The sequence below is a fragment of the Hydrogenispora ethanolica genome (genome assembly GCF_004340685.1).
GTDB lineage: Bacteria > Bacillota > UBA4882 > UBA8346 > UBA8346 > Hydrogenispora > Hydrogenispora ethanolica.
Window position 1 is genome coordinate 127,120 of sequence record NZ_SLUN01000010.1, and the last position, 15,008, is coordinate 142,127.

At 60.6% G+C, this 15,008-nt stretch carries 11 protein-coding genes; 8 read left to right on the forward strand and 3 right to left on the reverse strand.

What is annotated here, in order from left to right; genetic code table 11:
• The first annotated feature begins 139 nt into the window (after positions 1-139).
• Positions 140-1,996 (forward strand): hypothetical protein, encoded by a 1,857-nt coding sequence (locus EDC14_RS10250; RefSeq protein WP_132014197.1) that lies wholly within the window; start codon positions 140-142, stop codon positions 1,994-1,996.
• A gap of 350 nt (positions 1,997-2,346) precedes the next feature.
• On the opposite strand, the gene EDC14_RS10255 is transcribed toward EDC14_RS10250, so the two are convergent.
• A complete protein-coding gene (locus EDC14_RS10255; RefSeq protein ID WP_132014198.1) occupies positions 2,347-3,387 on the reverse strand; it encodes a LacI family DNA-binding transcriptional regulator in 1,041 nt (346 codons plus the stop codon).
• A 502-nt stretch (positions 3,388-3,889) separates the two neighbouring features.
• Between EDC14_RS10255 and EDC14_RS10260 the strand changes: the two genes are divergently transcribed.
• On the forward strand, positions 3,890-4,624 hold the full coding sequence (locus tag EDC14_RS10260; RefSeq protein ID WP_132014199.1) for a class I SAM-dependent methyltransferase: 735 nt from the start codon (positions 3,890-3,892) through the stop codon (positions 4,622-4,624).
• A 131-nt stretch (positions 4,625-4,755) separates the two neighbouring features.
• On the forward strand, positions 4,756-6,207 hold the full coding sequence (locus EDC14_RS10265) for a catalase (RefSeq protein WP_132014200.1): 1,452 nt from the start codon (positions 4,756-4,758) through the stop codon (positions 6,205-6,207).
• A 216-nt stretch (positions 6,208-6,423) separates the two neighbouring features.
• On the opposite strand, the gene EDC14_RS10270 is transcribed toward EDC14_RS10265, so the two are convergent.
• Positions 6,424-7,830 carry a serine/threonine-protein kinase gene (locus EDC14_RS10270; RefSeq protein WP_132014201.1) on the reverse strand — a complete coding sequence of 469 codons (1,407 nt, stop codon included), beginning with the start codon at positions 7,828-7,830 and terminating at the stop codon, positions 6,424-6,426.
• Between the two features lie 87 nt (positions 7,831-7,917).
• Here EDC14_RS10270 and EDC14_RS10275 point away from each other — a divergent pair, with 87 nt between their 5' ends.
• The 3 genes from EDC14_RS10275 to EDC14_RS10285 all read left to right on the forward strand — a co-directional run bounded on the left by EDC14_RS10275 (position 7,918) and on the right by EDC14_RS10285 (position 11,193).
• Positions 7,918-8,538, forward strand: coding sequence for a TetR/AcrR family transcriptional regulator (locus EDC14_RS10275; RefSeq protein WP_132014202.1), 621 nt, complete (start codon positions 7,918-7,920; stop codon positions 8,536-8,538).
• A gap of 114 nt (positions 8,539-8,652) precedes the next feature.
• Positions 8,653-9,552, forward strand: coding sequence for an HlyD family secretion protein (locus EDC14_RS10280; protein ID WP_132014203.1), 900 nt, complete (start codon positions 8,653-8,655; stop codon positions 9,550-9,552).
• Complete coding sequence (locus EDC14_RS10285; RefSeq protein WP_132014204.1) at positions 9,553-11,193, forward strand: DHA2 family efflux MFS transporter permease subunit; 1,641 nt, start codon at positions 9,553-9,555, stop codon at positions 11,191-11,193.
• Between the two features lie 66 nt (positions 11,194-11,259).
• Here EDC14_RS10285 and EDC14_RS10290 read toward each other — a convergent pair whose 3' ends face one another.
• Positions 11,260-12,759, reverse strand: coding sequence for a UDP-N-acetylmuramoyl-L-alanyl-D-glutamate--2,6-diaminopimelate ligase (locus EDC14_RS10290; protein WP_165907927.1), 1,500 nt, complete (start codon positions 12,757-12,759; stop codon positions 11,260-11,262).
• A gap of 386 nt (positions 12,760-13,145) precedes the next feature.
• Here EDC14_RS10290 and EDC14_RS10295 point away from each other — a divergent pair, with 386 nt between their 5' ends.
• Complete coding sequence (locus EDC14_RS10295) at positions 13,146-13,580, forward strand: MarR family winged helix-turn-helix transcriptional regulator (RefSeq protein ID WP_132014206.1); 435 nt, start codon at positions 13,146-13,148, stop codon at positions 13,578-13,580.
• 14 nt (positions 13,581-13,594) lie between these two features.
• On the forward strand, positions 13,595-14,836 hold the full coding sequence (gene fabF, locus EDC14_RS10300; RefSeq protein WP_132014207.1) for a beta-ketoacyl-ACP synthase II: 1,242 nt from the start codon (positions 13,595-13,597) through the stop codon (positions 14,834-14,836).
• The last annotated feature ends 172 nt before the right edge of the window (positions 14,837-15,008 follow it).

A 15,008-nucleotide genomic window follows, 5' to 3' on the forward strand; every position in this document is an offset into this window, starting at 1 on the left:
CCCCCGCTCATGCATAATTCGACTCCGGAAAACCGCATAATAACCGGGAGCGGACGAGAAGCCGGCGTCCGTTTCAACCGCACCGGGCAAATTACAGTAAAGGCTGGTTGGCCTTTGGGGAACCAGCGGAGTCCATGCCGTGAGACAACGATCCCTGCCACTATCCATCCTTCTACTGCTGACCTTGTGCCTGATATGGGCCAGCCCCGCGCAAGGTTCCGCGGCGGCACCCGGAAAACAACTGATCATGATCGAGCTTCCCGGCCTGGAACTGGCCGAACTTCCTGGCGACTTGCCCCATCTGGCGCGGTTGGCCGCGGAAGGATCCGTTGGGCTGATGCCGGTTCCCCGGCGGATAGGGTCCGGCGAGAACTCCCTCGGCGATTCCTTGCTGGGCAAGCTGGCGATGGGCCCGGCCGTGACCGTCGCCCGCGACGCGTCCGGACTCACCTACCGCCGTCTGTCCGCCGGCCGGACTGAAATCATCATCCTCCGTTCCTCCATCCCGGGCGAAGCGGCATCATTCCGGCGAGTCTTCGGAGAATACGCCCCGTTGCCAGGTTATCGGGAACTTTGGAAATCCCATGACCGGTTCGTCGGCCGCCTGATGGCGGCGGAGGATTCGACGGAACGGACCTTTTTGCTCTACTCGTGCCCCGCCCTCCGGCATCCAAACCCTGCGCTTCCCGAACCCCGGCTGGCGACGGTGATCCTGAACGGGTCCGGCTGGGGCGGCGGCGTTTTGTACTCTCCCGGCACCCGCCGGAAGGGCTTCATTACTTACAACGATCTGCGCCAGGCCATCCTGCATACTTTGAATCCCGCATCCCGGCCCAGTATCCGGCTGAAACCCGCCGCAGGCTCATGGCGGGCCGTGGCCCGGAGCCGCCGGCCGCTGCTCCAGAATTACCTGGTCCGCTGGCCGCTGTTGACCGGGTACGGCTATGGATTGCTGGGGGTGATCCTGTTCCTGGCGGCCGGCTGGTGGCTTCGCCTGCCCGCTTCGGTCATGCGCGTGCCGGCCTGGCTCTACCTGTACCTGTTGACCTTTCCGGCCGCCTTTTCGCTGGAATCGTTGCTCGATCCCATTCATTGGAGGACCATCGTCGGGCTGACCCTGGCGCTCACCGCAGCGCTCTTTGCCCTCTGCTATTCCATGGCCGGAAGAGACATGCTGCGTACGCTGGCTCTCATCGCGTTATTCACCGTGGTGCTGGTCTGCGGCGACGCGCTGGGGAACGGCCGGTTGGGGGCCAAGTCGTTTCTGGGCTACTCCGTGGTGACGGGAGGACGTTTTTACGGGATTGGCAACGAATCCATGGGAATTCTGCTGGGCGCCTATATCGTGGCGGTCTCGGTACTGCTGCCCAAGTTGGGCCGCAGCGGGCGGGCGGCTCTGGAGCCGGCGGCCTGGCTCATCGGCCTGCTCCTCGTCCTGCCTTGTTGCGGGGCGGACGTCGGCGGCGGGATCACCGCCTTGCTGGGTTTGGGGATGACCAATTCCTTATGGCTGAAAGAACCGCTCCGCCTGCCGCGCCTGGCCCGGCTGGGCGGCGTCACCCTCGCCTTCCTGGCGCTGGCCGGAGCCTGGGACCTGACGTTCGGCCGGGAGACCCCGAGCCACCTGGGGCAGCTCATTCTGGCGGTTCAGGTTCACGGCGGGGCCGCCTTCCTCACGATGGCCGGCCGGAAACTGGCGATGAACCTGGGACTCTTAACTCAAACTCCGCTGACCGTCGTGCTCATCGCGCTGCTCCTGGCCATCCCTTACCTGTACCGGCACCCTCCGGCGGCCCTCCGGAAATTCATCGCCGGCAATGCCGCCATCGCCTCGGGCTTCACCGGGATCTGCCTCACGGCGCTCATCGGCTTCCTCGTCAATGACTCCGGCATCGCGTCCGCGGCACTGACTTTTATGTTTGGCCTGGGAATGCTGTTTGCGGTATGGATCCGGGACCGGACCGGGAACGCCGGCCCTCCCGAGACCGGGCCATAAAAAAAGCTCCCTCCTTTTTTCGGGAGAGAGCTAAATCAGGGATTAAGGTCTACTGGGGCGAACTCCATCCGACATTGGGTTGATGATTGTCGATCTCAACTCAGAACTGCCGTGAACGAAGGGGAGCAATTCGCCAAGTTGGCGCCGGAAAGCCCAAAAGGACGCCGGCGCCGCGCGAAGGGTATCTTCATGTACGAAAATTTTATTAAATCCGGGCAATTTTGTCAATATTGAATGTAAAAAAAGTAATGAAAAATGGGAGATTGTTTTGTAACATTTGTAATCATAAAAAAAGACGTCTAAAACGCCTCAACTTCCCCATCGATGATTCACCTGGCAACCCAGAGCCTTCAGCGGCGCTCGCCGGTGGAAGCCCGAAAGATAACTTCGGTCGCGATATGGATCAGCTCCGCCGGGTGTTCCGGGTGCCCCATGCGCCATAGCAGTTGCTCGGCGGCCCGGCGGCCGAGCGCTTCCTTATGAATCCTGACCGTGGTCAGGTGCGGCTCCACCACGGTCGCTTCGAAGATATCGTCAAAACCGGAGACCGCCACTTCCGCCGGAACGTTCAACCCCCGCTCCTTCAACACCTTGATCAATAGGATGGCGGTCCGGTCATTGGCGCAGACAAAAGCCGTCGGCCAATCGTTAAAATTGGCCAGCCGGGCGCGCACCTCCTCCAACTGCTGGTAATGATAGGGTTGCGGATCAATGATGCAGCAGCGCGGGTCCGGCGCCAGACCGCTATCCTCCAGTGCCTGGCGAAAACCGCGCCAACGCTCGAAATAGCTCCGGCAAAAATGGATGTCCCCGATAAAGCCCAACCGGGAATGGCCCTGCCCGATCAGGGTCCGGGCGATCCGGCAAGTGCTTTCTTCATTCTCCATCAGGATGGTGTCCCGCTGCCATTCGCTCCCGGCCAGCTCCAGGGCGGCGTCGATGTAGACGGCGGGCAGTCCCGAGCCGAGCAGATCCCGGACGTAGTCGGCCCGCAGCGTGCCGAGGACGATCATGCCGTCAGCGCAGTCCGGCGCGAGGCTTTGGGGCAAAAGATGCGCTTCCAGATCGGTCTGCTTGATATAGTTGAAGATCAGGTTGTAGCCGGCCTGATTCAGCGTATCGACCGCGCCGCGGGAGACAATCGACCAGTACGAAGCGTCCACGAATTGTTCATGGGTCACCACGACAATGTGGCCGGTCCTTTTGTGACCCGTCTCGCCGATCAGCGGCAAATTCTTGAGCTTCTTATACCCCATCTCCGCCGCTTTTTCCAACACCAGCTTTTGGGTCGCCTCGGCGATGCTGGGGTGGTCATTCAGGGCTTTGGAGACTGTATTTCTGGATAAACCGAGGCTGTCCGCGATATCCTGTGCGGTGACCTTCTTTTTCATGGGCGACCTTCCCACCGGTGACTTATAAGTTAAATTCGGCCTGATGAAACAGGAAGGGATTTCATTCACCTTATTACCGCTATAATAGGATGAATAGATTCCGCTTTCGATTTCATTTGCAGGTAGACTTGGGAATGCAAATCGTAGTGAAGAAATTTATTGCATCCTTTCGTTGCAAATCCAACAATTGGATTTGCAACTATCATAACTGGAAAAAATCGAAAAGTCAATCACGGTTTCGGCCAAATTTTACATTTCTTATTTACAAATGTTACATTATCGTTTACTTCGTCCATTTCCAGCATGACCGGATTGCCGGTTCTTCCATCCCGGCAAAAACGGCATGTGTTGCGCCACGGGTCACTCGGTCGCCGCGAAGCGCAAGCCGATCATGAACATGATCCCGAGCCGTCGGAGCAGTGCTGTTGCGTTTCGCTGATTCGCTTGATACACTAAGATCGTCACTCATCGCCGAACGCAATGCCAAAGGAGGCGCACCCTTTTGAAACAAAACAAATACGACGATAGCGAATTTTTCAACAAATACAGCCAGATGGCCCGTTCCATCGGCGGGCTGGAGGCCGCCGGGGAATGGCATGTTTTCCGGGTGATGCTTCCCGAATTTTCGGGTAAGCGGGTCCTGGATCTTGGCTGCGGTTTCGGCTGGCACTGCCGTTACGCCCGCGAGCAAGGCGCCCGTTCGGTGCTGGGCGTCGATCTATCCGAGAAGATGCTGGCGCGCGCCCGGGCCGCCACCGCCGATCCCGCCATCGAATACCGCCGACTGGCGATCGAGGACATCGACTTCCCCGCCGCCGGGTTCGACATCGTGGTCAGTTCCCTGGCCCTGCATTACGTCGAGTGCTTCGACCTCGTCTGTCAGAAAGTCCAGCACAACTTGACGCCGGGCGGCCATTTCGTATTCTCCGTCGAACATCCCATCTTTACTGCCCGCGCCGCCCAGGACTGGCACTACGGCCCCCAGGGCGAGAAACTGCACTGGCCGGTCGACGACTACCAGACCGAAGGCGCCCGTACCGCCAGATTCCTCGATGAGGATGTCGTCAAATACCACCGGACCCTCGCCAGCTATCTCAACACCCTCATCGCGGCCGGCTTCCGCATCACCGAAATCGCCGAACCTGTCCCGTCCCCGGAAATGCTGGCGCAGCACCCCGACTACCGCCACGAACTGCGCCGCCCCATGTTCCTGCTCGTCGCGGCGGTGAAGGATTAGGAATGCACTTGCTTTCGACAAATTGATATGCCGGCCTCAAAAAACGCCTCCGTCATCCCCATTCCATTCTAACTCCCCCACATCCTCAATAAAATTCATAACGGAATTGAGATGTGGGGGGATCAAGGAGAATGAACAAAGACTTTCTCACCGATAGCCAGGGCATACCGGTCAGTGACGATCAACATTCCTTAAGCCTCGGCCCAAGCGGCCCGATCGTAATGGCAGATCCGGTTTTCCTCGAAAAGCTGGCCCACTTTGACCGCGAACGCGTTCCCGAAAGAGTGTTGCACGCCAAAGGCGCCGGAGCGTTCGGCTTCTTCCGGCCTTACCAGTCCATGGCCCAATTCACCAAGGCCGACTTCCTGCAGAGTCCCGAAACGATAACCCCGGTTTTCGTCCGGTTCTCGTTGGCCGGCGGCTCGCAGGGCGGCGCGGATACCGTCCGGGACATCCGGGGCTTCGCGGTGCGGTTTTATACGGACGAAGGCAACTACGACCTCGTCGGCAACCACGTTCCGGTATTTCCGTTCCGCGACCCGCTCCAGTTTCCCGATTTTGTGCACGCCATCAAACCCGATCCGGTCTCCAATATCCGGGGCGGACCGATCGGGACCAGCCGTTTCTGGGATTTCATGTCACTGCGGCCCGAATCCATGAACTTTCTCAGCTACTTGTTTTCGGATATCGGAACGGTCCAAAGCTACCGGACCATTCAGGGTTTTGGCATTAATACCTTCAAGTGGGTCAACTTGCGCGGGGATGAGGTATCCATCAAGTACCACTGGGAGCCTTGCGCCGGAGTCCAATGCATCGACAGCCGGACCGCCACTCAACTGGCGGGAAGCGACCCCGACATCGCCGGCAGGGATCTCTTTGAGACCATCGCCGCCGGTCAACCGGTCGAATACGAGCTGTGCGTCCAGATTATGAACGTGTCCGATGCAGCCAATCAACCGTTCGATCCCCTGGATCCCACCAAGATCTGGCCCGAAGACATGATTCCGCTGCTGCCGGTGGGAATGATGACGCTCAATAAAAATCCCGGGGACTTCTTCGTCGAAGTCGAGCAGGCCGCCTTCTCCCCCGCCTCCCTCGTCCCCGGGATCACACTTTCAAACGATCGCATCCTGCAGGGCCGGGTCTTTCCCTATGGCGATACCCAGCGCTACCGGATCGGCCCCAACTATGCCAACCTGCCCATCAATCGCCCGCGCCATCCGGTGCACCACAAAATGCAGGCCGGACCGATGCAAACCCGCTGCAATGACGGCATCGCCAATTACCTCCCCAACACTCTGGGCGGCGGAATGCCCCTGCCCGCCCCGGAGCGCGGCTGTCCCGCCCCCCAGTTCGCCTCCGGCGAAATCGCCCGGACCGAACCCGAGGGCGACGACTACTATCAACCCGGCTGCCGCTACCGGAACATGACCGAGCTGGAAAAGCAACATTTCGTCTCCAACATCGTCGAAAACCTCAGCCAGGCCTACGAACCGATCCAAAACCGCATGCTCGAACATTTCCTGCGCACCGACCCCGACCTCGGCCGCAGAATCGCCCAGGGGATTCAGACGGTACCGTAATGACCGTTTGGTTGCTTCCTGCCATGCTTACGTTAAAGGGTTCCACGATTCCTCCCGCCTTCGCGTTGAAGGCGGGCGACCTTTTTCCGGGGCAACGGCGTTCGCTTCAACGGATGTGATTTGCGAAAATCATGCCGCTTCACCTAGTTCCGCAAATCATGATAAAAAAAACGGGCCGTTGCATCCCGGATGAAAGCAGCGGCCCAAAACCTTCCTTTACTCCCTCATCTCCTCCCTCCCAACGATCCTCCACCCCTTGCCCCGCCGCTCCAAGGTCAACCGCTCCAGGCTCCTCCGGAACCGCCACCCCTCCTCGGTAAACTCCCGCCAGCGCAAGCGGACCGCCACCACCGCCCGCGAATCGTCCCGCGACAGCAGCCGCAATCCCTCCAGATCGGCGACGGGCGCCAGCGCCACCGCCTCCGCCAAGGCCATCCGGCGTTGCCACGCCCGGCGAAAGTCCCGGCTCCAGCGTTCCGCTTCCCCGGCGGCAGCGGCCGCCACCGGCCGCCGGCTCTGATCGTAAAATTGCCTGGCGATCCCCTGCGGATCCGCCAAAGGCCGATCCTCTCCAGCCAGCCAAAGGCTCAACGCCCCCAGCGCCAAAATTCCGCCGCAGGCCGTCGCCAGGATGCGGCCGGCCCGCCGCGCCAAACAGCGCCTCCGATAGCCCCGGACGACGGTCCGCTCCCGCTCCTCCACCCCGGCCGGCGACGCCGGAAGAACCTCCCGGCGGGCCAGCAACTCCTCCCAGACCCGTTCCACTTCGTCCGTCCCCGGCCGACGTTCCGGATCCGGCCCCAGCAACGCCAGCACCAGCCGCGACGCTTCCGCCGGAATGCCCGGCCGGAAGACTTCGGGTGGAATCAGCTCTCCCTTGCGCAAGGCGGCCGTGGGCCAGCCCCGCCGCAGCTCGTAAGGGAGCCGTCCCGTCCAAAACCAATAGATGATCAAGCCCAGATAATACCGGTCCCCCGCCGCGCCCGATCCGCCGGAACGATACTCCTCCGGCGGCCGGCACTCCGCCAGCCCCTGCGGCAGCTCCAGTTCGGGCCGGACCAGATGTTCCCGGAACCAGGGATCGGGCATCGCTACCGCCCGGCCGTCATAACGCAACCGCCGCCAATCGGGCCGTCCCACCGCCAGGCCCGCCCGGTGCAACCGGGCATAGTCCCGGATCAGCGCCCGGACCCCGCGCAACAGGCTCTCGGGATCAGCCAGCCGTTCCGCCGCCCGGTCGAGCGGCCGGCTCCGCCGCAGCGGCCAGCCCAGCCAATACCGCTCCTGATAGGCCAGAGGCCCCGCCACCGGCAGGATCCCCGCTCCGTCCGGCGGGACCGGATGAACCAGCGCCCGCCGCTCGGCCTCGCTCCGCAGCCAATTCAAGTCGGCGCTGCCCGGCCGGCCGTTCAACCGTTCCCAATGATACAACGCCAGGCCATCCGCGGCTTGCCCGCACTGAAAGACGACTCCGTCCTCCGACTGCTCCCCAAGGAACAACCATTCGCTCAAAGTATTTTCCACCTCTTCCACGAGGTAGAGTACCCAAAAAACTCCCACCGGATTCCAGCGGTCCGTTCCTTCCCCAGTCTTCTCCCCCGGACACTTGCCAGTGATTAACATCCGGTAAAAAATCTTGACCGTCTGCCAATCCGATCATATAATTCAACTAATTGACTGGAATCGTCGAAAAGTTAGGGAGGTGGAGCCATGACCGAAGCATTGACCAGCGAGAAGCATCAGTGCATCTTGGATGCGGCCCAGCAACGGTTCGCCCGTTACGGGCTGGCCAAAGTGACCATGGATGAGATCGCCCAGGATCTGGGAATGGGCAAAGCTTCGCTTTATTACTATTTCCCCACCAAGGAGAGTATCTATAAGGAAGTGATCACCCGCGAGCAGAACCGTTTCATCGAGCAGATGGCCGCCCTGCTCCGGGAGCCACGGCCGGCCGGCGCCAAGCTCCGGCTGTATCTCGAGCGGCGCTGGGTCTACCTGAATGAGCTGTTGAACCTGAGCGCCATCAACGTCCATACCATTCACCAGATGAAACCGCTCTTCGGCGATTTATACCAGAGGTTCGGCCAGCGCGAAAGGGCCCTCATCCAGCAGATCCTGGACGAAGGCAGGGAGACGGGCGAATTCGCCGTCGCCGACAGCTGCCAGACCGCCGCGGTCATCCTAAATATGCTGCGCGGCCTGCGGTTTTACTATTTCAAGACCACCGACGCCCTCACGGTGGGTTCGCCGGAATACCAAAAACTCTGCGCCGACGTCGCGCTGATGACCGAGATCATCCTGCACGGCATCACCGCGCCGGCTCAGAAATAAAGGCTCGATCCATCGGCGCCGCAATCCGTTTTGGAGACACTCCAAAGCGGTTGCGGCCCATTCCTCATCGTGCGAGAAATCAGTCGCCATTTCTCCGGAAAGGGAGTATCCATAATGAAAATTGCTTTCGCCAAAAATCTGTTCATCCCGGTCGTCCTCGTCCTGGCCCTGGCGGCCGGGGGCGGCTGGTACTGGTATACCAGCATGAGCGGGTATATCGAGACCGACGACGCCATCGTCGACGGCTACCAGGCGACTATCGGCTCGAAGATCCTGGGCCGGATCGCGGGCCTCCTGGTCAAGGAGAACCAAAAAGTCCAGGCGGGCCAGACCCTCGTCCAGCTGGACGACTCCGATCTGCGGGCCCAGGAGAACCAGGCCCAGGCGGCGCTGGCCTATGCCCAGCAAAACGTGAACCTGGCCCGGGTCAACCAAGCCAAGGCCCAGGAGGATTTCGCGCGGGCCGCGGCCCAATTCAAAGCGGGCTTCATCTCCAGGGAACAATATGACCACGCCAAGAGCGCCCTGGATGTGACCCGGGCGCAGATCGCCATCGCCCAGAGCCAGGTGGCCAGCGCCCAAAGCCAGCTGAACGTGGTCCGGACCCAACTGCTGAACACCCGGATCGCCGCCCCCATGGGCGGCGTAATCTCCAAACGCTGGGTGATGACAGGCGATGTGGTGCAGGCCGGCCAATCGATCTTCTCCATCTATGACGTGCAACACGTCTGGGTCACCGCCAATTTTGAAGAGACCAAGCTGGCGCGGTTGCGAGTCGGCGAGCCGGTGGCCATCGCCGTCGACGCCTATCCCGGAGCCCGCTTCCAGGGCCGGGTCCAGGAGATCGGCGCCAATACCGCCGCCCAATTCTCGCTGATTCCGCCGAATAACGCCTCGGGCAACTTCACCAAGATCACCCAGCGGATTCCGGTCAAGATCACCTTCGCCTCGCTCTCCGCCGCCCAGCCGCTCCTGCCGGGCATGTCGGTCGAGGTCAAAGTGAAGGTGAACTAAATGGCAGTCCATCATCTGCTGCAGCGCAAGCTGATCAGCCGCTTCGCGTCGCTCCACCCCGAGCACGAGTCCTACCGCTGGTGGGTCCTGGCCAATATCATGGTCGGCACCTTCATGGCGGTCCTGGACGCCACCATCGTCAATGTCGGACTGCCCAAGATCATGGCGGCCTTCGGCGCCAGCCTGGATAAGATCGAATGGATCTCCACCGCCTATATGCTGGTCTTCGCGGTGATGCTGCCCACCTCCGGCTGGCTCGCCGATCATTTCGGCTACAAGCGGTCGTACTTCACGGCGCTGCTCCTGTTCACCGCCGGTTCGCTCCTTTGCAGTCTCGCCTGGAACGAAAACTCGCTGATCTTCTTCCGGGTCATCCAGGGCGCCGGCGGCGGCCTGATGATGCCGGTCGGCATGGCCATCGTCACCCGGGAGTTCCCGCCGGAACAACGCGGCATGGCCCTGGGTTTCTGGGGGATCGCCGCCGCCGCCTCGATCTCGCTGGGGCCGCTGATCGGCGGCTATCTGGTGGATAATCTGAGCTGGCAGTCGATCTTCAGCGTCAATGTCCCGGTGGGTCTCTTCGGCATGCTGGCGACGCTCGTCATTCAGCGGGAATACCGGACCGAGACCTCCCGCTCCTTCGATCTGGTCGGCTTTCTGTCGATGGCGTTTTTCCTGACCTTTCTGTTGATCGCCCTCTCCGACGGAAATGCCTCCTGGAACATCGGCGGCTGGACCTCCCCGTTCATCCTGGGCTGTTTCGCCGTCTCCCTGGTCGGACTGGTGATCTTTCTTTACACCGAGTTTACCGTGGCGCATCCCTTGATCGAGCTGCGCCTGCTGAAAAATTTCAATTACGGCATCTCCTGCCTGGTCCTGTTCATCTTCGGCCTGGGGATGTTCGGCAGCACCTTCATCCAGCCGATGTATCTCCAGAATTCGCTGGGCTACACCGCCCTGCAGGCCGGCGCGGTCTTCCTGCCGGTCGGGATCATTCAGGGGCTGATCTCGCCGATCGCCGGGAGCCTGGCCGACAAGATCAATCCCAAGGTCCCGACCATCCTGGGGATTATCCTGATGGCCGCCAGCCTCTACTTGAACAGCTTTCTGTCGCTCTTCTCCGAGCGGGAGCAGATCATGATCCCGCTCTATCTGCGCGGCTTGGGAATGGGGATCCTTTTCACCCCCTTAAGCACCCTGGCCCTCTCCCAGATCCCCCGCGAGAAGATGGCCCAGGCCTCGGGGATCTTCAATGTCATCCGCCAGGTGGGCGGGAGTTTCGGCGTGGCCATGCTGGGGACGATCCTCACCCAACGCCAGATCTTCCACACCGCCATCGCCGGCCAGGCGGTGCGGCTGGAGTCGCCGGTCTTCAAAAATACGCTGAACGCCGTGATCAGCTTCGCCAAGGCGATGGCCGGCGGCCCGGCGTACCATACCGCGATTCGCGCCTATAACGACACTCTCCGGGCCGAGGTGCTGATCATCAGCCATCTCTCCAAGCAAGCATTCGTGCAGGCGGTCAACGATTGTTACCTAGTGACCGCGGTGGTCACCACCATCGGGATCATTCCCATCCTTTTCCTGAAGGTCAATAAAAAAAAGACCGCCGGCCATGGCGCGCCGCCCAGTGTGGAATAGAGCGGAGCTTGGACCCTTTGGAAAAAAGCAGGCGGCCACCGGGCCGCCAGTTTTTTTCGATGCAGTTTATTGAAGCGGGAGAGACGGCGGGCAAGGAGGCGACGCTCCCTCGGCCAGCAGCTCCTGGAGGATCTGAACGTCGCTGAAGGGTTGATAGACCGATCCCCGGACCAGATACTGCTCATGGCCTTTGCCGGCCACGATCACGAAGTCCCCCGGCTGCGCCAGTTCCAACGCTTTCCGGATCGCGTTCCGCCGGTCCGGCTCGACGATCAAGGCGCGCCGTTCCTCCTCCCCCATCCCGCGCTGCACATCCTCGAAGATCTGCCCGATATCTTCGTGGTATAGATTATCCGAGGTCAGAATGGGAATATCGGCGTTCTGCACCGCGATTCGCCCCATCAGCGGCCGCTTCAAGCGGTCTTTCTCGCCTTCGCAGCCGAAGACGATGATCCGCCGCCCGCTGCACTGCTCCCGGGCCATCTCCAGGATGCTCTCCAGCGCCGCCGGATTATGGGCGAAATCCACCATCACCCGGAACGGTTGACCGCAGCGGACCTCCTGGTAACGACCGGGCACTCCCGGAAAACGGGGCACCGCCGCCGCGATCGCCGGGAGCGGCACGCCCTCCCGCCAGGCCACGGCCACCGCGGCCAGGATATTATAGCGATTGAAACGGCCCGGCAACGAGGTGGCGATCCGGCATTCCCGGCCGCATAACTCCAGCGTCAGGAGGCTCTGCCTCTCTTGCCGGTCGGTCCGGATCAGCCGGACCATCGCTTCCGGCCCGGCGCCGTAATCATAGACCGGAACCTGGCAAAGCTCCTTTAGCATCGGCCAACTGGGATCCTCGCGGTTGAGCACCGCATACTTGTCCGGCTTGCCGTAAGGGTACAGGTTCCGGAACAGGATGCTCTTGGACTCCAGATAGCTCTGATAATCCTTGTGAAAGTCGAAATGGTCGTGGGTGATATTGGTCAGCACCGCCGCGTCGTATTCGGTGCCGGTCACCCGCTGCAAGGCCAGGGCGTGAGAGGAAACCTCCATGGCCACGGCCTGCATGCCGTTGGCCACCATGGTGGCCAAAGTCCGTTGGAGATCGATGGCATCCGGGGTGGTGCGTTCCGAGGACTCCAGCATCGCGCCGTTCTCGATCCAAACGGTCCCGATCAAGCCGGTGGGAACCTCCGCCGCAGCCAGGATATGTTTGATCAAATGGGCCACGGTGGTCTTGCCGTTGGTGCCGGTGACTCCGATCATCCGCAGCTTTCGCGAGGGCTCGCCGTAAAAACGCGCCGCGGCCAACCCTTCGGCCTCGCGGATCCGCTCCGCCGCCAGCAGCGGGATGGGGGTTTCCCGTTCCACCGGGCCCTCGGTGACCGCCGCCACCGCCCCCTTGCGAATGGCCTCATCCAAATAGAGCAAGCCGTCGGTCTTGTAGCCGTGCACCGCGAAGAACAGATCCCCCGGCCGTACTTTCCGGGAATCATTGGCCAGTCCGGTGATCTCCATCTCCCGGCAGCCTTCGGGAACTGCCACAATCCGAGCCAGTTCGCCCAATTTCATTCCCGCACCCCATTCTCCGCGTTCGCCATCGCTGAGCATATTTTTTTTAAACAGCCGCCAAACTATGCAATTGTTTTCCGGCTGCAACCGCCCTTGAGGAGACTGCGCCGGCCCCCACATATTTCTTCCAGGCGAACCACGCTTTGCCGTTGACGAAAGACCCCGGTCATGGTATATTTTATTCGTATCCAAATAATTTGTATACGAACTATCCCTTTTCCCAACACTGGATGATTCAACCGGCACCCTTGATCCATCGAGTTCCCAACCCCGTTCTATGGTGGAGCTCGGGGCCATCAACCGGCGAACTTTGGAAAACGGACGCCGCAACGGCTTCCCAAATGATAATTCGGAAGTACCGGCACCGAAGAGAGAAAGCATGAGAGGTGATCACCGTGGATGGGGTCAGCCCGCCCTTGTTCTGCCTGTTAATCAAAAACACCTGGCAAAAACTTTCGCGTTATTATAACCAGCGGTTCTCCCCCTATGACCTGTCCGTCCCAAAGGCGTTGCTGCTACTGGAGATCGCCCCCGGGAGCGGCGAGAATCCCAATCATCTCGCCAAAAAACTGGATCTTGAAAATTCCAGCATGACAGGGTTACTGGACCGGCTTGAAAAGAAAGGCTTGATCGCCCGGGAACGCGATCCCCGGGACCGTCGCGGGGTCCTGATCTTTCTGACTTCCGAAGGAGTGCGGGCCCGCGAAACCATCAAAACCCTGGTGGAAGAGCTGGACGCCAAACTTCAGGAAGCATTGACCCCGGAGGAAATTAAAACGTTTCGCAAGGTATTATCGGTCGTAGGAAAGCAAATTTTATAAAGCAGGTGATAGCTTTGGAGAGAAGAGTCGTAATTACCGGCATCGGATTGGTGACGCCGCTGGGATTGACCACCGCCGCCAACTGGGACGCGGCATTGGCCGGACGCTCCGGCATCGGACCGATTACCCGGTTCGACGCCAGCGGGTTCGGAACCCGTTTCGCCGGGGAGGTCAAGGATTTTAACCCGGCCGACTTCATTGAGAAAAAAGAGATCAAAAAGATGGACCGTTTCATCCAGTTCGCCATCGCCGCCGCCACCGAGGCCGTGGCCGATTCGGGCCTGACCATCGACGAAACCAATGCCGAACGGGTCGGCGTCATCGTCGGCTCCGGCATGGGCGGTCTGGAGACACTCGGCAACAATGAGCAGGTTTGTAGCGAAAAAGGGCCGGACCGGGTTTCGGCGTTCTTCATTCCCGGTTGCGTCATTAATCTGGCTCCGGGCCAGATCTCGATCCGCTTCGGCGCCAAGGGCCCCAATTTTTCGCCGGTCTCGGCCTGCGCCACCGGAACGCACGCCATCGGCGAGGCCTTTCATATCATCAAGCGCGGCGAGGCCGATGCCATTATCAGCGGCGGCGCCGAGGCCACGATCACTCCGGTGGCGGTGGCCGGATTCAGCAACATGAAGGCCCTCTCCAGCCGGAACGACGCGCCGGAGAAGGCCAGCCGGCCTTTTGACGCCGAACGGGACGGTTTCGTCATGGGCGAGGGCGCCGGCATCTTGATCCTGGAGGAGCTGGAGCACGCCCGGAAGCGGGGCGCCAAGATCTATGCCGAAGTAGTGGGGTTCGGCATGAACAGCGACGCCTATCACATCACTTCGCCCATTCCCGACGGTTCCGGCGCAGCCCGCTGCATGGAGCTGGCGGTGGCCTCGGCCGGCATCGCCAAGGAAGAGGTCAGCTATATCAATGCCCACGGCACCTCGACGCCGATCAATGACGCTATGGAAACCCAGGCCATCAAGCAAGCCTTTGGCGACCATGCCCGACAGCTGCTGGTCAGCTCGACCAAGTCCATGACCGGCCACTTGCTGGGAGCCGCCGGCGGCGTCGAGACTGCTTTCTCGGCCCTGGCGTTGTACCATCAAATGGTGCCGCCCACCATTAACCTGGAGCATCCGGATCCGGACTGCGATCTGGACTATGTCGCGGGCCAGGCGCGCTCCGCCGAACTCAAGGTCGCCATCAGCAACTCGTTCGGCTTTGGGTCCACCAACGCCTGCGTGGCGTTGCGGCGCTTTACCGAATAACAGAAAACCCGGCCAACGCGAGGCCACTGAAAAAGTCCATTAAATAAAAGAGCAGAAAAAAAGCCTTGGAAATACTATTCAACCGCAGTAATTTCAAGGCTTTTATGATATAATTAAGCTATCAAAACAGGCGGTGAGCAATGATCCGACAACAAAAGCAACTAGTATTAAG

Excerpts from the sequence above, each read along its gene's own strand:
- EDC14_RS10275 (WP_132014202.1), top strand. The coding sequence starts at position 7,918 with ATGACCGAAGCATTGACCAGCGAGAAGCATCAGTGCATCTTGGATGCG.
- EDC14_RS10280 (WP_132014203.1), top strand. The coding sequence starts at position 8,653 with ATGAAAATTGCTTTCGCCAAAAATCTGTTCATCCCGGTCGTCCTCGTC.
- EDC14_RS10265 (WP_132014200.1), top strand. The coding sequence starts at position 4,756 with ATGAACAAAGACTTTCTCACCGATAGCCAGGGCATACCGGTCAGTGAC.
- EDC14_RS10270 (WP_132014201.1), bottom strand. The coding sequence starts at position 7,830 with ATGTTAATCACTGGCAAGTGTCCGGGGGAGAAGACTGGGGAAGGAACG.
- EDC14_RS10285 (WP_132014204.1), top strand. The coding sequence starts at position 9,553 with ATGGCAGTCCATCATCTGCTGCAGCGCAAGCTGATCAGCCGCTTCGCG.
- EDC14_RS10290 (WP_165907927.1), bottom strand. The coding sequence starts at position 12,759 with ATGAAATTGGGCGAACTGGCTCGGATTGTGGCAGTTCCCGAAGGCTGC.
- EDC14_RS10255 (WP_132014198.1), bottom strand. The coding sequence starts at position 3,387 with ATGAAAAAGAAGGTCACCGCACAGGATATCGCGGACAGCCTCGGTTTA.